Origin of the sequence: Salinigranum salinum, from assembly GCF_009176545.1 — an archaeon.
In the GTDB taxonomy this organism is placed as follows: Archaea; Halobacteriota; Halobacteria; order Halobacteriales; family Haloferacaceae; genus Salinigranum; species Salinigranum salinum.
The window spans coordinates 1065866-1089634 of sequence record NZ_VTOJ01000001.1 but is presented as its reverse complement, the minus strand read 5'-3'; the positions used below and the strand labels follow the sequence as shown (position 1 = coordinate 1089634).

Genomic DNA, 23769 nt, shown 5'->3' with positions numbered 1-23769 from the left:
GCAGTATGAATGCACCTCACGGTCGCTTATCGGTTATCACCATCGCCCACCAACCACTCGGTTTCATACTCAACGCGAAGCCACTGACAGTCGAGGATGGCCGCGATCTCCTCGCCCGTGAGTGATCCGCGCTCCTCGGCCGCCGCCAGAAGCTCGCCGATCGCACCGACGGGAACGACTGCCGTGTCTCCGCGCATCTCGCAGTAGTACCGGGCAGCACGGTCGAGTGCCTTTGACTTCGTTGACTCGCCGGTCGCCTCGAGAAGTCGCTTATACAGTCGCTTCCTCGATTCGGGCATTCTGAGTCGCATCATTTGTGCACACGTCGGGACCATAGGTATCTTTCGCGGGTGACGCAACCAGTGTTCACTTATATACTCGGCTTGGATAGGCCGGCTCAACTGCAGTATTTCGTCGCCGAGGAGACTCGATTGGAGTGAATCTGCACACTTCAACGACAGTCGTGTGTGCAGTTCTGGAGAATGCATATTCTCAGCGTGCAACCCCCACCTATTACACAAAGACCCGGTTCCGCGGGGTTCCTCATATGTTGATGCATGACTCCGGATACCGTCAGAATCTTCGAAAAGGTGTGGATTAGTCCGGTATAGTAAGCAACCGTATTGAAAATTCTCTCAACCGATGATTGATTTTTTGCCAGTGCTGAATACAGCGCGCAAATTTCGCACAGCACTAACTCCTGAATTTGGACAATGGGATCGGTTGATACGGACGACGCTCTATTACGCCAAGGGGGGATTATTGTATTAAAATGGCAAATCCGGCCAGGACGATACATTTAGACACTACTCTCAATGAGATGGAGAGACTGGGAGGGTACATCACCATGATACGACGATGATTCCTTGTTGGGACGAGGTTAACAGGCATCAGCGCGTAGAACGGATCAGTAACTATGCCGTGGGAAACTTGGCTTACGTCTCTAGGTAGGTCTTCCGGATTTCCTTGATTCGCTCTTGATCGATTTTGTCACGCTGTTCGAGTATGTTCAGTTTCTTTTCAGTCGTCTGGTGGAGCCGCCCCTGCGAGTTTTGCTTTAGCATTCCCTCGATACGCGTCAATACCAGATCCTCTTGCCCAGCGAGATCTTCGAACGCTACAAGCTGCCCGACAATATCCTGCTTCTGTTGCCATCCTATATCGCCATCTGTCAACTTATCGCTCAACCGTTGGACAAATTCCTCATGTGCATTCGTCGTAAGGTAGTCCGTTACCGATTGGAGAACTTTCACCAGTTCATCATTCGGGACCTGCTGATTTTGATCGCTCGCTTCATCCTCCAGCACGCTGAGAACGTTCTGTCCAATAGTGCGCCGGTGTCCGGGTTCAAGATCGTCTTCAACTTCTCGCCACACCTGGGCAAAGGCCTGCTTGTCCCGATTACTCCCACGCGCCAGCTCAGTCAGCTGGCTAAGGAATAGTTCTTGATCGCTGTCCTTCAATTCGGTAAACACTCCTGAAACCGCGGTCAGAAACGTCTGCTTACTCTTAATGTCGTTCGTCCTGTTCGCCTTGCTGAGGCACTTATCAACAACCGAATCCTGGACATTGGAGAAGCGTTCGGGCGCGGTCAAGAAAATTTCCGCCCCGAGTTGTGCATGCGAGTCGTCACTGCTATCCAGAATATCGAGTAGTTTCTTCGCCGTCACTTCCTCGTCAAATTCCTCAGGGATTAGGGGCAGGATCGTTTTAGTGAATAGATTTGCGTTCGAGTTCTGGTTGGGGAACGGGGCGAGAGCTGCTTCCACCGCGTTTTCCGAATTGAGTAGTGGGACGTCGTACTGCTCTGCCCACTTGAGATACTGCTGTGCGGTGCTGCCCCAGTTCTGGATCTGGTTTACACACTGTTGGCGGAATTCGTCTTGATCGCTCGGCACGAGAACATCGTAGAAATGAAAGAGCGTTTCTACGAGTTGTCTTTCATCGCCACTTGGCGCATGAACTAACCCCTGGAATTCGTCATAGAGACGGCGAGTGGCCGGTGTTGTCAAGTCCGGTTCGATATCAAGGAGGATGTCAGCAAGGTTCTGGTTGAGATTCTTGACGTTGTCATCCTCAACATCATTGTAAAGGTCAATCAGCTTTTTGACAAACGTGCTTCGAGCCTCGATTGACGCTTGCGGGTCGAATTTAGTGTAGTACTCGTGGTTCTGGAACTGATGTTGGTTATCTAACTCGATTAGCTCAACAGCCTCTTTCAACAGGCTTGCCGTGGCGAACTTCTCCCGTGCTGGGGCTGAAGAGTGAAGCATGTCGAGTGCCCGCTTGAACTCATCTATCTGTAGATTCTGTCGCAGATGAGTGAGATTTTCTGCAAGGGGTCGCCGCGCAGAGCGTGGGATTTCGTCACTGTGAGAAACAAATGCTTCAAGCACGTTCTCGTGGAGGGTCTCGGGGTCGGCAGCTAGTTGTCCGTATGCATTAAAAAGGATTTGAGAATCCCGATGAGGCATTTTGAGGAGGAGCGGGAACGAGAGATGTGGGTCAAGATCCTCCAAGAAGTGTCTCCGGTCAGCGGAGACCAAGTATTCGCTCACAACCGCAGCCACTCTGGATTGGGAATCTTCGTCGAGAGCGCTGAAAACTTCCATCAACCCCTCAACGATGTTGAATAGTTCCGAATTGAGGTGGCTCCACTCATCGAGCGTATCTCGAATAGCCTCAAGATAGGGAGTGAAGTCCTCGTCGCTTTCGAAAAGCGATTTCAACTCATCACGTACTTTATCCACCTGACCGGTACGGAGGTCCTGTACGAAGCGCTCGTCGTCTCCTAGGGTGAGTGCATATGATGGCTCGCTCAGGTAAATAAAGCGACGAGGGTTGTCGTCAGTAATGTATCGGGTTGTCCGAAGAAAATCCCTCAGCCCTTCAACTGAGCCGTTGTCTTCGTTCTCATCAGGATCAAAATACGCAGCCAGCTCCTTCTCTCGTTCGGATTCGGAAACACGCCCGGCGAAGTAGTCATTGAATTCATCAAGTAATCGTGGATTCGTCTGAAGCGCCCGATAGAATTCTGGAAAATCTTCCTGTAGTATCGATACTTTGGCCAAAAACGGGTAATTATCTGTGATTGCACCCTCACGCATACGGTCTGTCGCTTCCATTTCTTGAGCCAACATTCGCAGGGTCGTCAGCCGGTTGAATGCCTGTTTGATACGGCGTGGATTTCGGGCATATGCTTTCGTGATTACGGACAGAACCTCGTCGTCGTAGTCCTCTCCAAGGTCCTCATCAAGTTGCCCTTTCAACTCCCTGGCATAGTCGGAGATTGCCTCGTTAGTGAACGGCGGAACACGGACATGCGCTTGGAACAGCTTCCGTAAGAATTCACGTTCGTTCTCGGGCTCCTCAAAGTACCCCCCTCTGTCGATAGATTGCACGTGACTGAGAAGTGCTTCATCGTCACAGGGGATGATGTAGGTGCAGCGGTCGTTCTCCATGAACGTCTTTAACGAGACGAGGACGTCATAGACGGTGTCGCTCTCACAACGGTCGAGATTGTCTACCGATATGATGACCTTCTTTTTCTCAGTTTTCTTGACCAGATCGGTGAGCATCTCTTCGAACAATTGCTCATATGCGCCGGACCATTCCTTCCGAGGGTATCGTTGACGGAGGGTGGAGGTCGCGTCTTCCACCTGTTTCGCCATGAAAATGAAGAGACTCAAAAACAGTGGGAGAATGGCGATTTGGAGGATGCTATTGACGGTGGCCATTAGGTCAGGGTCTGGATTTAGAACACCGACGAGATTCAGTACGTTGGCGAGAACGCCCAGAACTAGAACTACGGCGGCTATCACAACGATTCCAGTAACGGGCTTGGAATGGGAAAGGAGCCTAGCGGTGTACTCCCGATACGAGAGATCCTCGCTCCCTGTCTCTTCTGTAATGTCGTAGAGTTCTTCCGTTATGTAGTCCTCCCCAAGAATCCCGTATTCGCCATCGACCTTCGTATCCGTTTTTTCACCAAGTTGATAATCGATACCGAGAAGCAGGTCGGTTCGAATCGACTCCTCAGCGTGTGTCCATGCATCGAACTCGACACAGATCGTATCGTCGAACGCTGGATTGTCTTGCAGCCGGTCGAACAATAGATTGATTATCGAACTCTTCCCAGTGCCCCACTTGCCGAACACACCTATATTCCACCGAGGTTCAGCGTTTTCGAGGATCTGTTCGAGCGCATCAACGTACTCCCGATGCTCGAACTTGTCCTGTTCGGGCGATTCAATCGGCTCGTCAGAAAGAAAGACACGTCCGCCTTCATCGATCATGAATATGACTCTCTCATCACCCGATTAAAAAAGTGATCTTCGGCTGAAAAATGAATGAAGGCCAGCAATTGGATCAAGTCCGCCTTTTTGAATCTATGGGAGGAGTAGTGATCGGTCTTTGGGTGCCTGAGCTAGAGTACTGGGACCTCGATATCACGTTTGCTTATGATAGAATAAGAACCCGGGTGTAACTGCGCCCGATAATCGCCTTGAAATACGTGTGAGCAGTATACTCTCTAAGTCTTATACGCTGTCTCTATCAGAACTTGATACTATCGTATCCATTGAGGCGTTCGTCTCAAGACTCTCGGATCCGGCTCATGTTCATGGGTGTCTTACTCCAATTTCGACTGGAGTATGCATTAACACCCGTTCAAATCAAATGGTGCACACAGACTACGACATGCCTTACGAAACGGGGTAGACACACACACCCCCCCACCCCCCAGTGTTTAATTTAACTTAATACTACGAGGGCTTGGAGCCGAGATCCCAGCCACAACGCACCAGTTCAGGTATTCATACGGCTATGTTACTTTGAGAGACCGTGACGTGGGTGATTTACCTAGCAATAAGGGGTTGGAATTGTGAGCTGCGGATGGCTGCTAACTCAAGATATTTTCTTATTTGTTCAATCAGATAATGGATTACTGAACGCTCATTTTTTAATTATCCCGGCATCCAAAGAGCTTCGAAACTTCCGGAGCGGGATTTAACCAACGCACTGGAACATATGTTGGTTAAAGAAAATTTAATGATGCTTGGAGTATTTGGTGGTGTAAATGGATTCGGGATAAAAAATCGCCCAGGGAAAGACCGGGCGACAGACGACACCAGCAAGCAACATGAGGGAGAAATCACGTGTTGTTTGCTAGCTTCAGGGTTGCAGTCGATCGTCCCCAACAGCGTCTTTGTGTGGGATCAGCTTAGGTGTTTTCCTGACAAAAGGGAAAACTAACCTAACATGCTGTAATCGATGGCTCTCAAAGGAGTAGATTCGAACGATATCACGTCGTTGCTGCCAGGCATGCCGTGATACCGTTTTGAACCGAGAACGAGGAGCGCCGAGGAAGGCCACTCCACACCCAAAATAGAGTGTGTGGTAGTAAAGAGGTTTTCCTTACCCAGTGAGGGTGGCGCTCTGCGGCCGCCGAATGATGGAAAACAACCGGACACCACCCGAAGTCAGAGAATACGTACAGAATCATCGAGAAGATCTTGCATACATCCTCAAACACGGAACCGACGAAACGGTCCGAGGATTGGCTCTGGCAGTTCTGCTCAGAGGCGGCGACGAGCGCGATCGTGAAGAGATAAAACGGGAGATCGACCGACTCTCGAATGAGGAGCAGGATTGATGTCAGCTGGTAGATTCGAGAGCGTCCAGGTATCTTTCGGCGTCATCAATCAGGTCAGGTCTACTCTCGACGAGGCGCATCAACCCCTCAATCCGTTCCCTTTCCGTAAGGAGTTCAGGATCGCTCCGAGCGAGGCGGAACACTGCATCTCTGACGTCACGCTCTGTCTGCCTAACCGACTCGACGGCTCCGGGCTCAAGTGCCTGCCCGCACCAAACACAGAACTCCTCATGTCGGGGCGTTTCGCGCTGGCAACGAGGACAGCTAAGAGGACCAATCGGTTCGGTTTCTTCTTCATCAACCTCGAGACCGTACGCTTTTGCGAGCTCTCTGTCGCTGTCCGAGCCGAAGATAACTATGTATCGTGCGGCAACTTTACTACCCCGCTTCCAACCGTGGTGGTTCTCGATGTGGGCCTGATTCACGTTCTGGCTCGCGAGATGAGATGCAGACGACTTACGGAAATTCGTCAGCGTCACGGGTTTGGTGACGCCTGCTCGGTCTGCAGCCTGATTCAGGGCCTTTCGATACATCTGGTAACTGATACTCTCACCGGAACTCAACTTGCACCAGAGATCAGCGTTTGGCTGATCCGAACATGGGTGATCCTGAAGCCACCGAATCAGATAGGAACCACTGTTAAACAGCGTGATGGAACGTTGTCCTCTCTTTCCATCGACAGTGATCTGCAGCCCGTGAGTGTGATCAGAGACGTCTCCGACCGACATCGCCTGGATCTCTCCACTTCGAGCACCAGAGTCCCAAGCAACTGCGATAAGTGCGGCATCGCGAGCGTTCCGGGTCTCGTCAATCATCGGAATCACGTCGTCTTTCCAATGAAGCATCTCGGATGGGTTCGGTTTTGGATCATAGTTGCGGCTGGTACCAGAAGGTACCCAGTCTACGCTCGAAGGGATATCCGGACCCTCTGTGACTCGCTTAGCGAAAGCCCTGAGAGCACCTCGATAGTCCTTGTTCGTCTCCTCGTTAGGGTAGTTACGATTGATCCACTTGACGATCGACTCAGCCGCTTCGCGATCGTCAAGCGCCTCTGTGAGCTGGTTGAGTTCCTCTGCGAGAATAGTGCAGTGTCGGAGGAGTTTCTCCCGGCGGTGATCACCGTACACCGTACGAAGGAGACGAAGACGGTCAATGAACGCAAGAAGATTGTCTCGGTCGTTCGGTCTGATTTCCTCGCTGGTTCTGATACGGTCTTCGAGACGCTCGACGGCTTCCTTGGGATCTGTTGGCATGACTCCCTGAACCGATGGATAACTTACACGGATGTAAACCTTAGGTTACAACCCCTCCACCGGCTCTTTCTGCCGAACGAAGCGAGATCGGAGCCGCCGAGCGCACAACTCTAGCTATCTAGAATGCGTATCCCGGAACGCGCTTCAATAGTAAGCATCTGTCTCCATCGAATCCCCCGACCTGGATACATCTGTGATGAAAGCAATCGACATCACGGTTGGACGCACTGTAATCAAAGCACTCCTCATCGCGGCCGTTCTGACGGCCGGGGTCGTTGGCGGAGTCGGAACGGCCGCAGCCGAACCCATGGACGGGAAAGGCAACGACCCGTATCCCCCGGATCTGTACGCGTCGCTGGATGGTAAGGGCAACGACGTTCCCACCCCCCCGCCGAGTCTGTACGCGTCGCTCGACGGCAAGGGTAACGACGTGTACCCCCCGCCAGGAGTCTACGCCTCGCTCGACGGGAAAGGCAACGACGTGTACCCGCCGCCGCGCCAGTACTCGCGTGATGGAACGAAGAACGACGCCGTGAGCTTCGCGTTCCCGATCGACAACGTCACCGTGAGCGCGGATTACGCAGGCAGAGGCGGCGGGTCCGGAAAACCCAGTTTGTGAACTACCCGACCCTACTCCGCTCCCTTCGGTCGCTCCGTTGAGGGTGGGGGCTTAGCGCCTCCTTTCAGCTAACGACACGGTTCAGTCGACCGAGAGACGGACGGTTGGTTACGGCTCCACGGTGTGGGTGTGTGTGAGGAGTGGTCGTGTGGAGGGATTCGAATCGGGGAAGACGCGAGTGGAGCGCCCGTGATTCGAATCACGAAGCGGACAGACAGTCGTTCGGAGACCAGTTCTACACGCCGTCTACCAGTAGTAGAGTTGGCCTTCCTCGGGTGGGAACTCTGTCAGTTCGATGTCGCGCGGATACGGGTCGGAGACGATCTCCTCGTGATCTCGGACGATGCGCGAATCCTCCAGTGGTCGTGAACTGAAGGTCCCGATGTACGCTCCTTCGGGATACCGTTCGATGTCGTGATCCGAGAGAACACGTCGGATACGGGCCTCTGCGTCGGACGGGAGGCGGTCTACGTGTCGTCGCAATCCGTAGGCGACCAGATCGTCGCCCTCGGAGCGACCGGCGCGAACGTGGATACGAGTGCGGACGTCCTCCGTATCGATGCCGACGATCTTCATAGGATGTGATCTATTTACGCGAAGGATATGTATTCCGCCCCTGGTCGCCGCACCGCTTCCGGGATAGCAGGAGACTTCACGCTAGCCCGACGAGGGGAGCTATGAAGCAGGCTATCGCCGCACGTACCGACATCGGAATGGGGCGCGGGAAGCTGGCCGCGCAGGTCGCCCACGCGTCGCTGTCGGCGTACGAGGACGCCTCCTCTTCGACGCGGAAGGCGTGGAAGGGGTCGGGACAGAAGAAGGTCGTCCTGAAGGTGTCGGGCGAGCAGGCGGTGTTCGACGTGGCGAGCGAGGCCGAACGGCTCGGCCTCCCCAACGCGGTCGTCCGCGACGCGGGCCACACGCAGCTCGAGCCCGGGACGGTCACCGCCGTCGCCGTCGGACCCGCCGCGGACGACGAGGTCGACCGCGTGACCGGCGACCTCTCGCTGTACTGATGCGCGCGGCACACCCCCGCGAGGAACGGGTCGGGATGGCGTTCTACGCGAGCGACGCCGATGGCGTGGGCGGTCGGCTCAGGGTCCGACCCGAGGACTTCCGCGTGCGAGAGGTCGAGACGCTCGACCCCGCACCGGTCGGGAGCGACCCCGGCGACTACCCGCACCTCCTCGTCCGGGCGACGCTCCACGGCTGGGACACCAACGACTTCGCCGGGCGGCTGTCCGACGCGCTGGGGATGAGCCGCGAGCGCGTCTCGTGGGCCGGCACGAAGGACAAACACGCCGTGACGACCCAGCTGTTCTCGCTCCGGGGCGTCTCTGCGGACGAGGTCCCGGCGGTTCGAAACGCCGACATCGAGGTCGTCGGTCGGCTCGGCCGTGCGCTCCAGTTCGGCGACCTCGCGGGCAACGACTTCTCCATCCGTGTTCGCGACCTCGCGTGTGACACCGCGGCCGCCGCCGACCGGATCGACGCCGTGACCGAGTCGCTCGCGGACCTGGCTGGGGGGACTGACGGAGCGCACGTCGGCGTCCCCAACTACTTCGGCCACCAGCGGTTCGGGTCGCGCCGACCCGTCACGCATCGTGTGGGTCTCCACGTCGTCCGCGGCGAGTGGCGCGAGGCGGTGCTGGCGTACTGTGGTGACCCCGCCGACAGTGAACCGGCAGAGACACAGGAGGCGCGAGCCGTCGTCGACGAGGTGGCCACGAGCGACGACCCCGACTGGCAGCGGGCGCTCGACACCATCCCCGGCTATCTGCGGTACGAGCGGTCGATGCTCCACCGACTCGCGGAGGGGACGGAAGCCGAAGCGAGTGAGGCCGAAGCGGGTGGAGACGCCGAAGACGCGGAAGGCGCAGAAGACGGAGAAGGCGCAGAAGACGGAGAAGGCGCAGAGGACGCCCGTTTCCGCCACGCGCTCGAAGCGGTGCCGTCGAACCTGCAACGGCTCTTCGTCAACGCCGCGCAGTCGTACGTCTTCAACCGGATCGTGAGCGAGCGTCTCCGCCGGGGACTCCCCCTCTCTGAGCCGGTCGCGGGCGACGTCGTCTGCTTTACGGACCGCGACGTGGACGCGCCGTTCGCCGTCCCCGACACCGACCGCGAACAGCGCGTGACCGAGACGCGGGTCGACGTGATGCGACGACACTGCGCGCGCGGGCGGGCGTTCGTCACCGCGCCGCTCGTCGGGACGGAGACCGAACTGGGGGTGGGAGAACCGGGCGACATCGAACGCGCGGTGCTCAAGGAGCTGGCCCTCGCGCCGTCGGACTTCGCGCTCCCCGGCGCGTTCGACTCGACGGGAACCCGCCGGGCCGTGCTGGTCCGGACCGGCGTCGAGACGGCCGTCGACGACGAGGGAGCCGCCTTCGACTTCGCGCTCCCCCGCGGATCGTACGCGACCGTGTTCCTCCGCGAGTTCCTGAAAGTCGACCCGCTCGACCTCTGACCGCCGCGTCCACGGCGCTCGACAGCGACGGACTGTCCGAGGAGGACGAACGGGACGTCGCGGAAGTGACGGTCGCGGCGACGAGGAGAGCGCCGGCGGCGGACCGTCCAGCCGGTCGAGCGGGAGTGGCGTCGTGGCACACACGACAGTCCCGGGACGTCCGGTGCGCGCCTGCAGGGGGCTTCGACCGGTACCGGACCGGGCCTCGTAGACGACCGAAAACGGACGGGCTTTTACGCCGGCACCCGCAGTCAGGAGCATGAACTGCCGGCGGTGTGAGTCCCCGCTCGAACGCCCGGGCGACTACTGTCTCACCTGCGACACCGCCAACTGCGACACGGTCGTCGTCGACGTCTCGCGGGAGCGGGCCACGCTGACGATGCTCGACGACGACGACGAGGTCGGCGAGTTCGCCGTCACGACGGTCCCCGAGGAGGGCGACGAACACGGCGTGATCCAGCTCCGGAACTTCGCCGGCCTCGTCGCCGACGAGATCCACCGCAAGCGTCCCGAAGAGGTGTACGTCGCGGGCGACCACGACGTCATCCGCGAGATCCGCGCGCAGTTGCACCACGACGTGTTCCGTGTCAGAGACGAGTCCGACCCCGTGGCCTCGGTGCTCGCTCGTCGGGGCGAACGGACGCTCGAAGTGGTCGACGCCGCACCCGCCGAGAAACTCGGAGGGAGCCACACCACGCTGATCGGCGGACGCGAGGGTCGACGAGCCATCGGCGTCGTGGCCGAACACCCCCACGTGAAGAAAGTCGTCCCCGGTCCCATCGAGGCGGGAGGGATGAGTTCGCGCAAGAGCCTGCGGGCGAAAGTCACCCGTGCCGACGAGAACGGCAACGTCCGCCTCCTCCTGCGCGACGGCTCCAGCGTGCAGGAGAACCGGGTGGTGACGACCGCCATGGACCGCGAGACCGGCGAACGCGTGCGGGAGGACCTCAACGCGGCACTGCGCGAGGCGGGACTGCAGGAACGAGACCAGTGATCGACACCGACGACGAGTGACGAACGCGTCCATCGCCGGAGCCGTCCGCCGTACGTGCCGCATAGCCCCGACCACGAGTGTGACGGAGGTCGTGGCCGGGCAGGAGAGACGCTCTCGCGGCGTGAAACGGCGACACGAGCCAGTTCGGAGACGGCGTGTCCGGCACCGCCGACCGTGTCACGTCGGCCCTCGCGTCGGTCGGACTCGTAGGGTTTATCCCTCCGCTCGGGGTACTCCGTGGTACTATGGCCGACAAGAAGGCGAGCAAGGTCGGGAGCGCCGGCCGATTCGGGGCGCGGTACGGTCGGGTGGCCCGCCGACGCGTCAAGGAGATCGAAGGCGAGATGCGGAGCGCGAAAGTCGACGGCGACGACGTGAAGCGTCTTGGAACGGGCGTCTGGAAGAACGAGCGCACCGGCGAGGTGTTCACCGGCGGCGCGTACCGTCCGCAGACGCCCGGTGGCCGACAGGTCAGTCGGTCGATCCGCGCGGCGCTCAGCGCCGACAGCGACGAGTAATCCGACGATGAGCTACAAGTGTTCCCGCTGCAAGCGCGACGTCGAACTCGACGAGTACGGCGGCGTCCGGTGTCCGTTCTGCGGGCACCGCGTCCTCCTGAAGGAACGCGCCCCGACGGTCAAGGAAGTCGCCGTCGAGTAGCACGAGCCGGACGGTGAGCCCGACGCCCGAACCGGACGCGTACCCGCACACGGTCTCTCTCTTGTTCGACTACGCCGACGAGCGGGACGCTCGGCTCGTCGGGGACGCGGTCGCGGTCGAAGTCGGCGAGATCGACGACGATCGCTCGACAGCCACGGTGCGCCGCGCGAGCGATACGCTCCACGTCGACGTCCGAGCGCACGACCTGATCGCACTCCGCGCCGGCGTGAACACGTGGATCCGGCTGGTCGAGACGGCCGAAGACGTGTGTGCGCTGGCCGCCGAGCGCCGCGCGAACGGGAACTGACACCGTGCGTGACGGTGGTGCCGTCGTCACTACGCCGGGTACGCGAACGTGTAGCGCTCGTCGCCGGTGAGCGTCGTGTCCAGCGGCCACCGCTCGCCCGCGAGTTCGAGGCAGACGGCACTGTCGGTCCCGTCGTTGGCCGGCCCGGCGGTCTGTCCGGCACATCTCCGCCGCTGGGGCCGATCTCGTCCTCCCCCTCTGGCAGTCCCTCGACGTCGTCGATGTCTCCCATGCCCGTGTGACGTACAACTAACAAATGAGTGTTCTGAGAGAGTATCTCGCATGTTTCGAGCCGACGCCGGCCCGCGGCATCGGATCACCGGGCCGGTGACGGCCACGAGACCCGACGACGGGAACGGTTCACACGCCGCTGGCGGGCGACGAACGCGAATACGGGGCTTTTTCAGGGAGGATACCCTCCTCCCGCGTATGCAGGGAAGCCTACCGCCGGAAGCGCAGGAGAAACTCGAAGAACTGCAGGATCTTCAGGAGACCGCCCAGCAGGTCGCCGCGCAGAAGCAGTCGGCGGAGTCGACGCTCAACGACTCCCAGACCGCGCTCGACGCGCTCGACGACATCGACGAGGACACCGTCATGTACCGCGAGGTCGGCGAACTGCTCGTCGAGACGGAGTACGACGAGGCGTACGACGCTCTCCAGGATCGCGTCGACTCGCTCGAGATCCGTGTCGAGCAGCTGTCGAAACAGGAAGAGCGCGTCCGCGACCAGTTCGAGGAGCTCCAGCAGGAACTCCAGCAGATGCTCCAGGGTGGCGCGGGCGGCGCGGGCGGCGGCCCGATGGGCCCCGGCGGCGCCGGCGGCGACTGACGCCGATGCCGACCGACGAGGAAGTCGTCCAGACCGCGGCCGAGGCCGCCGAAGGCGTCGTCTTCGACCGGTACAAGCAGAGTGCGGTCCGCGACGTCGACATCACGGTCACGTTCGAGGAGGGCGTCCTCGAGGTCGACGTCTACCTGAACGCGCCCGACGACGAGAAGGCCGAACGGGTCGCGGACGAGGCCGCACGAGCCGCGCAGGCGGCCGTCGACGATCTGTTCGCCGACGAGACCGACGGCGCAGCGGCGACGTCGGAGCAGTAACCCCTTCTCTCTCGACCCCCGCGCCCACCGTAGCAGCTATCACGACCCGTGTCGTATGTTGTCACATGACAGTCGACCACGGACGCGGAACGACCCCGCTGGACCGACTGAAGGCGCAGTACGACCGTGATCTCCGCTGCCGGGAGTGTGGCTACGTGGACACGGACGGGGCGTGGCAGGCCCGAACGACCGGCGATCGCGTCAGCTATCGGCACGTCTGTCCGAGCTGTGGCGCGATCGAGACGCGGACGCTCCGACTGCGGGACTGACCGGGCCGGTTCGACGGCGTGAGAGGCGGCCGGCGATCCGACGGTGGACGGCCAGCGATCGCCACGGGGGAGCTCCGACGAGGACGGGAGACACCTCGCGAGTGGCGGCTACGCGAGGAAGAAGATGAGGACGCTGACGGCCATCGCCGCGAGAATGACGGCCGCGGCGAGCGCACCCCCCATCGAGACGACGGCGTTGGCGTGGCTGGCGAGCGTCTCCGTCCGGTCGTTACCGAAGATCGTGACCTCCGCGCGTTCCATCGCCATCCCCGCTCTGACGGGTTCGCGGTCCGCGAGTGCCTCCTCGACGAGGTCGGTGACGATGCCGAGGAACGCCCCGTGGTCGATGGCCGCGCCGACCTGGTTGTCCGCCTCGACGGTGTTGACGATGTGGGTGTCCGTGGTCATCACCTCGCTCACGTCGACGAGATCGTCGAGCGCCTCCACGACGCGGTCACGAAGCCCCGGCTCCATGTTGTTGCCGTCGACGAGGACGTACGCCGTGGTCTGCTCGTCGACCGCCGTGACCGTGACGCGGATGCCGAGGGGACCGATCCCGTCTCTGGGGTTCCACGGCGTCGTGTCCCAGGCCGTCCCGAGCGCCAGGTCGCCGCGCGGGGAGGTGGTAAGGCGTCTCCCCGCGTCGCCCGCCGCGGAGATCATGTCGAACGACCGTTTCGAGCCGGGCGTGACGTGGCCGAGGTCGGGTCCGTCGAGCCCGTTGTTCGAGTTGTGGGCGTCGACGAGGAGCACGTCGTCGAGACCGGCGGTCCGGGCCTCCGCGGCGGCCGAGAGGCCGACGGCGTACTCGACGTCGTCCGCGTAGCCGGGCGCGTACGTCGAGACGAGGAGCGCGTCGTCGTCGAACCCCTGGGCGAGCATCTTCGCCTCGCCCGACTGGACGCGAACACTGGGAGTCGCCTCCCGCGAGTAGGTGATCCGGTCGTAGGCGCGGTCGGCGGCGTCGAGGATCGTGTCGACCTCGCGCTCGGTGACGAGGTTGAAGTCGTGCCCGGCGGTCGCGTGCGGCGGGAACGCCAGCCCCTCGGTGCGCGAGGCGACCCGCTCGGGGAAGTTGCCGCCGCCGATCTCACCCATCGGTCCCGGGTGAATCATCGGCAGGATCCAGCGGGCTTTCTCCGAGCCGTCGAACCGCTCGAACGACAGCACGGTGACGGGAACGATCGCCTCCTGGCCGAGCTGTTCGAAGAAGTCCTCCAGTTCGCGGGAGCCCTCGGCGATGTGGCCGATGAAGCCGCGGAGGAAGTCGAGCATCGACACGCCGAGCGAGCGCTCCCAGGGGCGGTCGATCACGCGGATGAACACGTAGACGCCGGTGGCGTAGACGATCGACGTGAGCACGAGCAGCGTGAAGTGGTTGGGGCCGACGACGAGCAGCTCGGAGGGGGCGCGGTCCGCCCGGGCGAGATACGGCATCAGGTACGCCTGGAGGAGCGGTCCGCCGACCTCGAGGAAGCGGACCGTGCCGCTGTAGACGAACAACAGCACGGCCGAGGCGACGGTCTGGATGCTCGCGGGGACCGCGGCGACGAGGAGCGACGAGCGTGAGACGGCCATCACGACGAGCAGGCGGAAGGCGAAGATCGACGAGAGCGCGACCACGAAGACGTCGAAGACGAACGTCTGTCCGAGCGTCGTGAAGACGCTGACGACCGCCGCGGCGGTCACGGCGACCACGACGATGACCTCACAGACGAGCGCCAGGAGCGACGAGCGGTTGGGCGTGAGCTTCCCACCGAGGAAGCGGTCGACGCCGGCGGTCCCGACGGAGGCGACCACGGTGGGGATGCCGATGTAGAAGATGCCCTCCCACGCGTCCTGTCCGAGGATGAACACCCGGCGCCACGACTCGGTCGCGGTGCCGGAGTCGAACGCCGCGATCCCGGCCATCGCGGCGAGGAACAGGGCGAAGCCGAGGCTGGTGTACCAGTTCGGCGCGCGGAAGATGAACCGCGACAGCCCGGCGAGGTCGCTCTGTGTCGCCGTCATTGCACGACGATACCTCGTCGAAATGGTAAAGTCCTCCCCTTTCCCGTCAGACGGAGGGCAGACGCGCTCATAAACCTGATTTTCCGTGACAGACGCGTGTAACGAACGGTCCCGATCAGCGCCGGCAGCGCGCGACGAAGTTCTCGAAGACCTCCTCGCCGCGCTCGGTGTGGGCCACCTCGGGGTGCCACTGCACCCCGTAGAGCTCCGCTGAGGCGTCGCTCATCGCCTCGACGGCGCAGACGTCGCTCTCCGCGGTGAGCGAGAAGCCCGGCGGGAGCGTCTTCACCTCGTCGGCGTGGCTCGCCCAGACGCGCGTCGTGGGCGCGAGCGACCCGACGAGCGGGTCGTCGGCGTCGACGATGTCGACGTCGACGTCGGCGTAGCCGCCGTAGTCGCCTCCTCCGACCGTGCCGCCGAGTTCGTCCGCGATGAGTTGCATGCCGAGACAGATGCCGAAGACGGGCACGTCGACGTCGGGAGCGAGGTAGTCGCGGGCGCGGCCGATCCGATCCATCGACGGGCCACCCGAGAGCACGACGCCGTCGACGTCGGCGACGACCTCCTCGGGTGGGGTGTCGTTGTCGACGAGGTCGGCGTCGACCCCGACCTCCCGGAGCGCGCGCTGCTCCAAGTGGGTGAACTGCCCGTGGTTGTCCACGATGGCGATGCGGGTCATTGCGGGAAGGTAGTCGGGAGAGTGGTAAAAGCGAATCGGACCCAGGTTCGGCCGGCAGTCGGTCCCGGAGACGACGGAGAGGGCCGTCGGTCGACGGGGCGTACGTGCGGCGACCCGACACGACAGGCCGACGAGTCGGCCCATCACGACGTGACTCGTTCTCGGTAAAATGCTCAGTGACCGATCGATAACTCCCGTTTCACTCACACGATGTGTCGGTCGACGGCCAACATTCGGGCAATGCGATAACTCACATCGATACCAATATACGTGACTGACGAGAATCGTTCCGACGAATGACCGGGGGGATCTCAGTCGTACTGCTCTCCGACGAGCGGTGCGACGTCGCGGCCGTCGAGCGAGCGCTCGACGACGTCGACGTCCGGACGACGAGTGATACAGCCGAGGCAGTCGAGGCACTCCCAGCGTGCGACTGCGTCGTCGCGACGTCGACGGCGCGCGGACGGGAACTGCTCGGCGCGACCGACGGCGACCTCGCCGTGCCGGTGGTGGTCCTGACCGACGACCACGGGGACCGGATCGACAACGAACGAGTGCAGCACCACCGCACGGACGACCTCGCGACGCTGCAGGAGCGAGTGAGAGACGCCGTGCTGGCCGACCGCGAACGCCGACGGGCGGACGCTCGGGCGTCTGGGTCCGCCGTCGATCCAGCCGACCACGAGGAACTGGCCGAACGCGAGGCGGCGTACCGGACGCTGGTCGAGAACATCCCCAGTGGAGGTGTCTCGCTGTTCGACCGCGACCTGCGGTACACGTGGGTCGGCGGCGAGGTGTTCGACCAGATCGACCTCGACCCCGAGGCCGTGGTGGGGAAGACGATCCACGAGGTCCACTCCGAGCGGTTCGTCGACGCGTACAAGGACGATTACCGCGCGGTGTTCGACGGCGAGCGGTCGACGTTCGAGTTCGAGTACCGGGACCGGCAGTTCGTCTCCGATCTCGTCCCGATCCGCGAGAACGGCGAGGTCGTCGCGGGGATGACGATGACGCGGGACGTGACCGAGGAACGGGAGCGTCAGCACGACCTCCAGGTGAAGACGCGGGCGATGGACGCCGCCGCCATCGGCCTCGTGCTCACCGATCCGACCCAGCCGGACAACCCACTGGTGTACGTCAACGAGGGGTACCAGGAGATGACCGGCTACGACGCCGAGGAGGTGCTCGGCAAGAACCCCCGACATCTCCAGGGACCGGAGACCGAAGAGGAGCCGAACGAGCGGATGCGCGAGGCCGTCGAGAACGCCGAGCCGTGTGCGGTCGAGATCACGAACTACCGGAAGGACGGGACGCCGTTCGTCAACCACGTCGAGATCACGCCCATCTTCGACGACGAGGGCGACCTCGTCCACTTCCTCGGGTCGCAGGTGGACGTGACCGAGCGTCACGAGCGCGAACGCGCGCTGGCGCGGAAGAACGAACAGCTCGAGGAGTTCGCCTCCGTCGTCAGCCACGACCTGCGGAGCCCGCTCGCAGTGGTGCGCGGGAGCGTCGACCTCGCCCGGAACACGGGCGACCTCGGGGAACTCGACCGCGCAGAGACGACGCTCGACCGGATGGACGAACTCGTCGACGACCTGCTGGCGCTCGCGCGCGAGGGCCGAGCGATCGACCCCGACAGCGTCGAGCCGGTGTCTATCGCCGACGCCGCACGTGAGGCGTGGGCCACCGTCGACACCACCGGGGCGACCCTCTCGGTCGTCGACGACGACACCGTCGACGCCGACCCGACGCGACTCCGGCAACTGCTCGAGAACCTCTTTCGGAACAGCGTGGAACACGGTTCCACGAGCCATCGGCTGGGAGCCGACGACAGTGTGGAGCACGGCTCCACGGGCAGTCGGACGCCGTCCGACGACAGTGTCGAGCACGGCGTGGACGACGAGGGAGCCCATGGGACGGACACGGAGCCGACCACGGACCTGAACGTCCGCGTCGGGGCGCTGGACGGCGACGACTGTGGGTTCTTCGTCGAGGACGACGGGACCGGCGTCCCCCGCGATCTCCGCGACCGCGTCCTCGACGCGGGCGTCACGACGGCACAGACGGGGACCGGATTCGGCCTCGCCATCGTCCGGCAGGTCGCGGAGGCACACGGGTGGGCGATCCGCGTCACGGAGAGCGCGAGCGGTGGGGCGCGGTTCGAGTTCCGCGTCCGGTGTGTCGACGACCGATCGACCGCGTGAACGGTCGACCACCCGGGCACCTCACTGGGGCCTCGGCCGGCTGGACCGCGCGACGACGACGAGCGCCAAGAGCAACAGACCGGTCATGAACACCGGGAGGAGCCACATGGCGAGCGCGATGTCGGTCGCGTCGGCGGCGAAGCCGACGAGCGCGGGCGAGACGACCGCGCCGAGGGTCGCCGAGGCGTTCGCGACCGCGTTGATCGGCCCGCTGAACTCCGGGAGCGCTCCGGTCGCCCACGCCTGCACCGTCGGGTACACCGCCGAGATGAGGAAGCCGAGCGCGAAGCTCGCGGCGGCGGCCGGGAGCACGCTGCGAACGGAGAGGAGCACGACGAGTGCCACGCCCCCGCCGCTCGCGCTGGCGAGGACGACCCGCTCGGGTCCCACTCGGCTCACGACGCGGCTGGCGAAGAACCGACCGGGGACGTACGCGACGAGGTAGACGGAGAGGAGGAGCGTCGCGGTCGCGCGGTCGAGAAACCCCGTCGCGTAGAACGGAAGCCAGGTGAAGACGCCAGCCTCGACGGCCACGGAGAGGACGAGCGCGAGCGACATCGTGCGGACGGTCGGGCGGCCGATCAGCCGTGGGAGCGCCGAGAGCGCGAGCGAGCGTTCCCGATCGACGCCCGCGGGAAGTTCCAGCCGGGAGACGCCGACGGCGAGCAGGCCGAAACCCGCGGCGGCGACGAGGTAGGTGAGTCGCCACTCACCCAGCGAGAGCGCCGCGGTGGCGAGCAGCGGTCCGGCGGTCGCGCCGACGGCCCACGACATCTCGTAGAGGCTGAACAGTCGGGGACGCTCCGCCGGGTAGAGGTGGCTCAGCACTGGACGGTCGAGCGCGCGCCCGACGCCGGCTGCGGCGGTGGCACCGACGAGCGCGACCACGAGGAGGCCGAACGTCGGCACCCACCAGACGACGACGAGCGAAACGGCGACGCCGGCGAACGACAGCGCGAGGCTCCGTTCGGGCGGGAGATCGCCGGCCCGGAGCCCGACGACGAGCACGACGAGGAACGACGCCGCCGAGGCGAGCGGCGCGAGCAGCCCCAGTTCGGCCTCCGTGACGCCGAAGCTGGCCTGGAAGCTGGGGAGCAGCGCGCCACGGGTCTGCAGGAGGAGTCCGACGAGCGCCGCGAACGCAAAGGTGACGAGCGCCCACGGCCGGCGATCGTCGGCGTCCATACCCCCGACTCACGGAGGAGTCACAAAAGCCGCCCGACCCGCGGGCGGGCGGAGGACGAGCACCGGACGACGGCAGTGGGCCGTGACTGTGGGGGTTCGGCCGCGGCGGTCACTCGTCGGGCGACTCGCGAGCGGACGCGTCCGATCCGTACCGCTCCCGGGCCGAGGTGAAGCCGAACTCGGCCTGTTCTCGACTGCGTCGTTCCTCGCGCGCGGCGACGGCTTCGGGGGCGGGCGAGGCGTCGTCGTCGATCCGGGCGAAGGAGTTGTGTACCTTCGCGTGACACCACCGGCAGAGCGTCACGGTGATCTCGTGGCTCGTCCCCCGGTCGTGGTACGAGAGGTGGTGTTCTTCGAGGAGCGGCCGGGCGGTCTCGGTGGCGATGCGGACCTCCTCGAGACCGCAGCGGCGACACGTCCTGCCCGTGGTGGTCGAGCGGTAGTGCGGGCAGTCGCGCCACGCGTGTTCGTCGTCCGCCGCGAGACACGCGTAGTCGTCACGGCGGCGTTCGGCGGCGAACTCGGGGTCGTGACCCGCACGGTCGAAGGCGAACCGGCACCGGCCGTCGTTCGTCAAGTGGTCGCACGGGCCGGCGAACTCGTAGGGGTCGTCGACGCCGACGGACGTGCCCTCGGGCGTGCGCTCCATGCCCCGAAGAAGGGCGCGATCGTAGTTGAAACTGTGGGGGTGCCGGGCGGTGCGTCGGAGAACGCGGGCGGGCGGAGCCGCCCGCGGGTTCGGTGAGGAACTGGCTCCGAGCGGCGTAGTCGACGACGCGAGCAGGACGCGAGTCAGTGAGGACGGCGAGGGCGAAGTGAGAGACACGGGAGAGGCGGTCGGAGAGAGGTCCGAACGTGGGTTACCGACCGCTCCGTGCGACAGGGGAGCTGTCGGACCGTGTGCCGTAGTCGTACGGTGGCGAGATCACCGTCCACCGGGGACGTCTCACTGCTCGCTGGGAACGCTGATGTCGCGCAGGTCGCCACCGCAGACCGAACACGTCACCGGCTGATGCTGGGCGTCGGTGCGGCGGCCGCAGTCGAGACACTCGAACGTGCGGGTCTCCGGGGGTGTGTAGGGGTCGTGGGTCATCACAGTATGCTATCGACTGCCACGGTACTAAACCTTCCCAGGCGATTCCAGCGAACCGAAAACCCCGGCCGATTCGGGGGTCTCACGGCGGAGAACCGGACACGAGTGTTTTTCTCCCCCGCCGTCGAGGACGGAAACGTGCGACTCCTCCACGACCGCGGTGAGAGAACGGAGACGCTCGCCACCCGGGTGACGGTCGCGGAGTCGACGCTGGCGCAGGCCCGGGGGCTGATGTTCCGTCGTTCGATCCCCGACGACTACGCGCTCGTCTTTCCCTTCGGTGGAGAGGGGTTCCGGAGCCTCCACATGGTCTGTGTCCCGTTTCCGATCGACGCCGTCTGGCTTCGGGAGGAGGAAGTGACGAAGGTCAAGCGACTGCGGGCGTGGATCGGGCTGGGCTGGGGACGGGCCGACTGCGTGATCGAACTGCCGGCGGGTGCGGCGGACGATGTGCGTGTGGGCGATCGGCTCCGGCTCGTCGAGGAGTGAACCGCACAGCCGACGGCCGATCGGGCGACCCGGTCCGGAAACCGGCCAATTTATAACCAGGGAGACACACCGTATCGGTACAATGTCGGAACACCCACCGACGGAGGATAGAGGAAGTCGCCGCGAGGCGGCTGGCCGTGAAATTCCCCGACGAGACTGACCGACAGGACCCCATTTTGACAGACACCAACCTCTTCGAGGGTAGCGACGGCTCCCTCGTCTCCGGCACGACGGTACAGTTGCTCGACACCACCCTGCGCGACGGCGAGCAGGCGCCCGGGATCTCGCTGACGCCCGACGAGAAGGCCGCCATCGCCCGCGCGCTCGACCGCGCGGAGGTGCAGTACGTGGAGGCGGGCAGCGCCTGCACCGGCGCGGGCGAGCGCGAGACCATCAGCCGAGTCACCTCACTCGACCTCGACGCGACCGTGACGTCGTTCTGCCGGGGGCTGACGAGAGACGTCGACTGGGCGCTCGACTGCGACGTCGACGGGATCAACCTCGTCGTCCCCGCGAGCGACCGGCACATCGAGCAGAAGGTCGGCACCACGTACGAGGAGAACGTCGCCTCGACGGAGGAGCTGGTCGCCTACGCGAAAGACCACGGGCTCTGGGTCGAAGTCATCGGCGAGGACGGCTCGCGTGCGGACCTCGACTACCTCGAGGAACTGCTCGGGAGCGCGCTCGACGCAGGTGCCGACCGGATCTGTTTCGCGGACACGGTCGGCCACGCGGGGCCCGAACACACCTACGAGGCCGTGTCGCGGCTCTCCGAACTGGGGCCGACGAGCACCCACACCCACGACGACCTCGGGCTGGGGATGACGAACGTCTACGCCTCGCTGAAGGCGGGGGCAGACCTCGTCCACTGTACCGTCAACGGCATCGGCGAGCGCGCGGGCAACGTCGCCTTGGAGGAGGTCGCCATCGCGTTACACCACGTGTACGGCGTCGACACGGTCAAGCTCGACGAGCTGTACGACCTGGCAGGGATCGTCTCGCGGAAGACGGGGATCGAGCTCCCGCCGAACAAGGCCGTGGTCGGACAGAACGCGTTCACACACGAGAGCGGCATTCACACCGACGGCACCCTCAAAGACGACGCCATGTACGAGCCGTACGCGCCCGAAACTGTGGGACGAGAACGGCGGCTCGTACTGGGCAAGCACGCCGGGCGTGCGGGCGTGAAAGCGGCGCTCGACGAACACGGCGTCGACGTCTCCCGCGAGGAGCTCAAGCGGATCGTCCAGCGGGTGAAAGAGCTCGGCGACCGCGGCAAGCGGGTCACCGACGCCGACCTCCTCACCATCGCCGAGGACGTCCAGGGGCGCGAACGGGAGCGCCGGGTCGAACTGGTCGACCTCACCGCCGCTTCCGGTGGGAGGACCCCGACCGCGAGCGTCCGCCTGCTCGTCGACGGCGAGGAGCGGATCGCCTCGGGCACCGGGTCGGGTCCAGTCGACGCCGCGGTCGAGGCCGTCCGCGCCGCGCTCACCGCCAGCGCCGACGCCGAACTCGAGTCGTACCACGTCGACGCGATCACCGGCGGGACGGACGCGGTGGTGACCGTCGAGGTCGAGATGTCCCGCGGTGACCGTTCCGTGACGGTGGCGGCGTCGGACGCCGACATCACGCGGGCGAGCGTCGAGGCGATGATCGACGCGCTCGACCGCTTGCTCGCCGCCGACTCGAAGCACGTCCCGGCCGACGACTGAGCGGGTCGCAGTCGCGAGCGACCGGCGTCGTGTCTCGACTTCGACGTTCGAACCATCGACCGAACGGTCGCGAATCCTGGCCGATCCGCGTCTCGCATCTCGGAGAGACACGAACCGGCGTCTCGTGGAGATCGACGGGGAGACACCGCGCACGAGCCGCGGAAACGACGAGTAAAAGTCGGGGGCACGCGTACCTTCACCCGTGTCAGACTACCTCGTGGAGGTGAAGCGTTCGGCCCGGCGGTCGAACGCGGCCGTCGGCAGCGTCGTCTGCCAGCGAGGCGTCCGCCACCGCTTCGACGGCCGCGACGAGGCGGAGTCGTGGGCCGACGACCTCGCCGACGACCCGGGCGAGGGCAACGTCTGGATCCGGGCCGCGAACCCCGACGACGGATCGAACGTCGACGCGTACCTCGTCGGATGGCTCCACCGAGTGACCGCCCGGACGCCCGACGAATCGCCGGGAGAGCAGGCGTGGCTCGCCGACTTCGGGTGGACCGGAACGACCACGCACGAGTCCCGTCGCGGGACGGAACCGCGCTACGGCGGCGAGCGCATCACCGACTGGCTCGCCTCGGAGTGACGCCGCGGGAACGTCAGCCGTGAGGCGTCCTCACCGGACGACGAAAACGGACAGCGGAGCACGGAACCGTGTCGGGTCGATCTCCGCTCGAGAGTCAACGTGTGGAGATCGACACGACCGTTCGGCCACCCCGACGGCTGCGTCGAGCGTACGAAGGCGGGTGCGTTCGCCCTCCCCGAGCACGAACTCGAGAGCTCCATCGAGACCGACAACGAGTACGTGACCGAGAGGTACACCGTCGACGACGAGACGCCGATCTTCTGTGCCGACCACCTCCGCGTCCAGCTCGCCCACCTCGTCGCGACCGCCGCGCCGGGGGCAGCCGCGCGGCTCGCCGACCGGTCGTACCCTACGCGCCGCTCGCAGCGAGCGGCTCCGACTCGGCGATCCCCGGGAGCGCCGAATCTCGACGACGGGACGGACGAGTCGGATTCGGACCGATCACGACCAGGGGACGGTAGGACGGCGACAACTGGAAGCTAT

General features: G+C 63.7%; 25 protein-coding genes. 15 read left to right on the top strand and 10 right to left on the bottom strand.

Going from position 1 to position 23769, the window contains the following annotated elements; all coding sequences use genetic code 11:
• Positions 1–26: 26 nt before the first annotated feature.
• Together FZP69_RS05120 and FZP69_RS05115 are read right to left on the bottom strand one after the other, a co-directional pair.
• Positions 27–314 (bottom strand): hypothetical protein, encoded by a 288-nt coding sequence (locus FZP69_RS05120; protein ID WP_204959910.1) that lies wholly within the window; start codon positions 312–314, stop codon positions 27–29.
• A 621-nt stretch (positions 315–935) separates the two neighbouring features.
• Positions 936–4295, bottom strand: a complete 3360-nt coding sequence (locus FZP69_RS05115) for a KAP family P-loop NTPase fold protein (protein ID WP_152040271.1) — start codon at positions 4293–4295, stop codon at positions 936–938.
• A gap of 1154 nt (positions 4296–5449) precedes the next feature.
• On the opposite strand from FZP69_RS05115, the gene FZP69_RS05110 reads away from it, so the two are divergent.
• Positions 5450–5653 carry a hypothetical protein gene (locus FZP69_RS05110; protein WP_192918473.1) on the top strand — a complete coding sequence of 68 codons (204 nt, stop codon included), beginning with the start codon at positions 5450–5452 and terminating at the stop codon, positions 5651–5653.
• Between the two features lie 2 nt (positions 5654–5655).
• Here the strand turns inward: FZP69_RS05110 and FZP69_RS05105 are convergent, their stop codons facing one another.
• The gene (locus FZP69_RS05105) at positions 5656–6906 is read right to left on the bottom strand and encodes a site-specific integrase (RefSeq protein ID WP_152040269.1); all 1251 of its coding nucleotides are present in this window, start codon (positions 6904–6906) and stop codon (positions 5656–5658) included.
• 196 nt (positions 6907–7102) lie between these two features.
• Here FZP69_RS05105 and FZP69_RS05100 point away from each other — a divergent pair, with 196 nt between their 5' ends.
• On the top strand, positions 7103–7525 hold the full coding sequence (locus tag FZP69_RS05100) for a hypothetical protein (RefSeq protein WP_152040268.1): 423 nt from the start codon (positions 7103–7105) through the stop codon (positions 7523–7525).
• A gap of 246 nt (positions 7526–7771) precedes the next feature.
• On the opposite strand, the gene FZP69_RS05095 is transcribed toward FZP69_RS05100, so the two are convergent.
• Complete coding sequence (locus FZP69_RS05095; RefSeq protein WP_152040267.1) at positions 7772–8101, bottom strand: hypothetical protein; 330 nt, start codon at positions 8099–8101, stop codon at positions 7772–7774.
• Between the two features lie 101 nt (positions 8102–8202).
• Here FZP69_RS05095 and pth2 point away from each other — a divergent pair, with 101 nt between their 5' ends.
• From pth2 to FZP69_RS05050, 9 genes are all read left to right on the top strand, one after another.
• Positions 8203–8541 carry a peptidyl-tRNA hydrolase Pth2 gene (pth2, locus tag FZP69_RS05090; RefSeq protein ID WP_152040266.1) on the top strand — a complete coding sequence of 113 codons (339 nt, stop codon included), beginning with the start codon at positions 8203–8205 and terminating at the stop codon, positions 8539–8541.
• Positions 8541–9995: a tRNA pseudouridine(13) synthase TruD gene (truD, locus tag FZP69_RS05085; RefSeq protein WP_152040265.1), complete on the top strand. Its 1455-nt coding sequence runs from the start codon at positions 8541–8543 to the stop codon at positions 9993–9995. Before pth2 ends, truD begins: the two co-directional genes overlap by 1 nt.
• 259 nt (positions 9996–10254) lie before the next feature.
• On the top strand, positions 10255–10989 hold the full coding sequence (locus FZP69_RS05080; RefSeq protein ID WP_152040264.1) for a DUF2103 domain-containing protein: 735 nt from the start codon (positions 10255–10257) through the stop codon (positions 10987–10989).
• 245 nt (positions 10990–11234) lie between these two features.
• Positions 11235–11507, top strand: coding sequence for a 50S ribosomal protein L37ae (locus FZP69_RS05075; protein ID WP_152040263.1), 273 nt, complete (start codon positions 11235–11237; stop codon positions 11505–11507).
• Positions 11508–11514: 7 nt separating this feature from the next.
• Entirely contained in the window at positions 11515–11649 is a 135-nt protein-coding gene (locus FZP69_RS05070) for a DNA-directed RNA polymerase subunit P (RefSeq protein WP_152040262.1), read from the top strand.
• A 13-nt stretch (positions 11650–11662) separates the two neighbouring features.
• The gene (locus FZP69_RS05065; RefSeq protein ID WP_152040261.1) at positions 11663–11956 is read left to right on the top strand and encodes a KEOPS complex subunit Pcc1; all 294 of its coding nucleotides are present in this window, start codon (positions 11663–11665) and stop codon (positions 11954–11956) included.
• Between the two features lie 429 nt (positions 11957–12385).
• On the top strand, positions 12386–12784 hold the full coding sequence (locus FZP69_RS05060; protein WP_152040260.1) for a prefoldin subunit beta: 399 nt from the start codon (positions 12386–12388) through the stop codon (positions 12782–12784).
• Positions 12785–12789: 5 nt separating this feature from the next.
• Positions 12790–13056 carry a DUF3194 domain-containing protein gene (locus FZP69_RS05055; RefSeq protein ID WP_152040259.1) on the top strand — a complete coding sequence of 89 codons (267 nt, stop codon included), beginning with the start codon at positions 12790–12792 and terminating at the stop codon, positions 13054–13056.
• A 65-nt stretch (positions 13057–13121) separates the two neighbouring features.
• Positions 13122–13325, top strand: coding sequence for an HVO_0649 family zinc finger protein (locus FZP69_RS05050; protein ID WP_152040258.1), 204 nt, complete (start codon positions 13122–13124; stop codon positions 13323–13325).
• 108 nt (positions 13326–13433) lie between these two features.
• Here the strand turns inward: FZP69_RS05050 and FZP69_RS05045 are convergent, their stop codons facing one another.
• Together FZP69_RS05045 and FZP69_RS05040 are read right to left on the bottom strand one after the other, a co-directional pair.
• Positions 13434–15335: a DUF2070 family protein gene (locus FZP69_RS05045; protein WP_152040257.1), complete on the bottom strand. Its 1902-nt coding sequence runs from the start codon at positions 15333–15335 to the stop codon at positions 13434–13436.
• 115 nt (positions 15336–15450) lie between these two features.
• The gene (locus FZP69_RS05040) at positions 15451–16014 is read right to left on the bottom strand and encodes a GMP synthase subunit A (protein WP_152040256.1); all 564 of its coding nucleotides are present in this window, start codon (positions 16012–16014) and stop codon (positions 15451–15453) included.
• A 296-nt stretch (positions 16015–16310) separates the two neighbouring features.
• On the opposite strand from FZP69_RS05040, the gene FZP69_RS05035 reads away from it, so the two are divergent.
• On the top strand, positions 16311–18221 hold the full coding sequence (locus tag FZP69_RS05035; protein ID WP_152040255.1) for a hybrid sensor histidine kinase/response regulator: 1911 nt from the start codon (positions 16311–16313) through the stop codon (positions 18219–18221).
• A 21-nt stretch (positions 18222–18242) separates the two neighbouring features.
• Here the strand turns inward: FZP69_RS05035 and FZP69_RS05030 are convergent, their stop codons facing one another.
• The 3 genes from FZP69_RS05030 to FZP69_RS05020 all read right to left on the bottom strand — a co-directional run bounded on the left by FZP69_RS05030 (position 18243) and on the right by FZP69_RS05020 (position 20499).
• A complete protein-coding gene (locus tag FZP69_RS05030; RefSeq protein WP_152040254.1) occupies positions 18243–19406 on the bottom strand; it encodes an MFS transporter in 1164 nt (387 codons plus the stop codon).
• 109 nt (positions 19407–19515) lie between these two features.
• A complete protein-coding gene (locus FZP69_RS05025) occupies positions 19516–20055 on the bottom strand; it encodes a DUF7097 family protein (RefSeq protein ID WP_152040253.1) in 540 nt (179 codons plus the stop codon).
• A 297-nt stretch (positions 20056–20352) separates the two neighbouring features.
• Positions 20353–20499: a rubrerythrin-like domain-containing protein gene (locus FZP69_RS05020; RefSeq protein WP_152040252.1), complete on the bottom strand. Its 147-nt coding sequence runs from the start codon at positions 20497–20499 to the stop codon at positions 20353–20355.
• Between the two features lie 138 nt (positions 20500–20637).
• On the opposite strand from FZP69_RS05020, the gene FZP69_RS05015 reads away from it, so the two are divergent.
• The 3 genes from FZP69_RS05015 (at position 20638) to FZP69_RS05005 (ending at position 23286) form a co-directional block, all read left to right on the top strand.
• Entirely contained in the window at positions 20638–20988 is a 351-nt protein-coding gene (locus FZP69_RS05015; RefSeq protein WP_152040251.1) for a DUF192 domain-containing protein, read from the top strand.
• 176 nt (positions 20989–21164) lie between these two features.
• The gene (locus FZP69_RS05010; RefSeq protein ID WP_240137464.1) at positions 21165–22703 is read left to right on the top strand and encodes a (R)-citramalate synthase; all 1539 of its coding nucleotides are present in this window, start codon (positions 21165–21167) and stop codon (positions 22701–22703) included.
• 202 nt (positions 22704–22905) lie between these two features.
• Positions 22906–23286 carry a hypothetical protein gene (locus FZP69_RS05005; protein ID WP_152040249.1) on the top strand — a complete coding sequence of 127 codons (381 nt, stop codon included), beginning with the start codon at positions 22906–22908 and terminating at the stop codon, positions 23284–23286.
• A gap of 30 nt (positions 23287–23316) precedes the next feature.
• On the opposite strand, the gene FZP69_RS05000 is transcribed toward FZP69_RS05005, so the two are convergent.
• A complete protein-coding gene (locus tag FZP69_RS05000; RefSeq protein WP_152040248.1) occupies positions 23317–23580 on the bottom strand; it encodes a hypothetical protein in 264 nt (87 codons plus the stop codon).
• Between the last annotated feature and the right edge of the window lie 189 nt (positions 23581–23769).

Excerpts from the sequence above, each read along its gene's own strand:
- FZP69_RS05120 (WP_204959910.1), bottom strand. The coding sequence starts at position 314 with ATGATGCGACTCAGAATGCCCGAATCGAGGAAGCGACTGTATAAGCGA.
- FZP69_RS05115 (WP_152040271.1), bottom strand. The coding sequence starts at position 4,295 with ATGATCGATGAAGGCGGACGTGTCTTTCTTTCTGACGAGCCGATTGAA.
- FZP69_RS05110 (WP_192918473.1), top strand. The coding sequence starts at position 5,450 with ATGATGGAAAACAACCGGACACCACCCGAAGTCAGAGAATACGTACAG.
- FZP69_RS05105 (WP_152040269.1), bottom strand. The coding sequence starts at position 6,906 with ATGCCAACAGATCCCAAGGAAGCCGTCGAGCGTCTCGAAGACCGTATC.
- FZP69_RS05100 (WP_152040268.1), top strand. The coding sequence starts at position 7,103 with ATGAAAGCAATCGACATCACGGTTGGACGCACTGTAATCAAAGCACTC.
- FZP69_RS05095 (WP_152040267.1), bottom strand. The coding sequence starts at position 8,101 with ATGAAGATCGTCGGCATCGATACGGAGGACGTCCGCACTCGTATCCAC.
- pth2 (WP_152040266.1), top strand. The coding sequence starts at position 8,203 with ATGAAGCAGGCTATCGCCGCACGTACCGACATCGGAATGGGGCGCGGG.
- truD (WP_152040265.1), top strand. The coding sequence starts at position 8,541 with ATGCGCGCGGCACACCCCCGCGAGGAACGGGTCGGGATGGCGTTCTAC.
- FZP69_RS05080 (WP_152040264.1), top strand. The coding sequence starts at position 10,255 with ATGAACTGCCGGCGGTGTGAGTCCCCGCTCGAACGCCCGGGCGACTAC.
- FZP69_RS05075 (WP_152040263.1), top strand. The coding sequence starts at position 11,235 with ATGGCCGACAAGAAGGCGAGCAAGGTCGGGAGCGCCGGCCGATTCGGG.
- FZP69_RS05070 (WP_152040262.1), top strand. The coding sequence starts at position 11,515 with ATGAGCTACAAGTGTTCCCGCTGCAAGCGCGACGTCGAACTCGACGAG.
- FZP69_RS05060 (WP_152040260.1), top strand. The coding sequence starts at position 12,386 with ATGCAGGGAAGCCTACCGCCGGAAGCGCAGGAGAAACTCGAAGAACTG.
- FZP69_RS05055 (WP_152040259.1), top strand. The coding sequence starts at position 12,790 with ATGCCGACCGACGAGGAAGTCGTCCAGACCGCGGCCGAGGCCGCCGAA.
- FZP69_RS05050 (WP_152040258.1), top strand. The coding sequence starts at position 13,122 with ATGACAGTCGACCACGGACGCGGAACGACCCCGCTGGACCGACTGAAG.
- FZP69_RS05045 (WP_152040257.1), bottom strand. The coding sequence starts at position 15,335 with ATGACGGCGACACAGAGCGACCTCGCCGGGCTGTCGCGGTTCATCTTC.
- FZP69_RS05040 (WP_152040256.1), bottom strand. The coding sequence starts at position 16,014 with ATGACCCGCATCGCCATCGTGGACAACCACGGGCAGTTCACCCACTTG.
- FZP69_RS05035 (WP_152040255.1), top strand. The coding sequence starts at position 16,311 with ATGACCGGGGGGATCTCAGTCGTACTGCTCTCCGACGAGCGGTGCGAC.
- FZP69_RS05030 (WP_152040254.1), bottom strand. The coding sequence starts at position 19,406 with ATGGACGCCGACGATCGCCGGCCGTGGGCGCTCGTCACCTTTGCGTTC.
- FZP69_RS05025 (WP_152040253.1), bottom strand. The coding sequence starts at position 20,055 with ATGGAGCGCACGCCCGAGGGCACGTCCGTCGGCGTCGACGACCCCTAC.
- FZP69_RS05020 (WP_152040252.1), bottom strand. The coding sequence starts at position 20,499 with ATGACCCACGACCCCTACACACCCCCGGAGACCCGCACGTTCGAGTGT.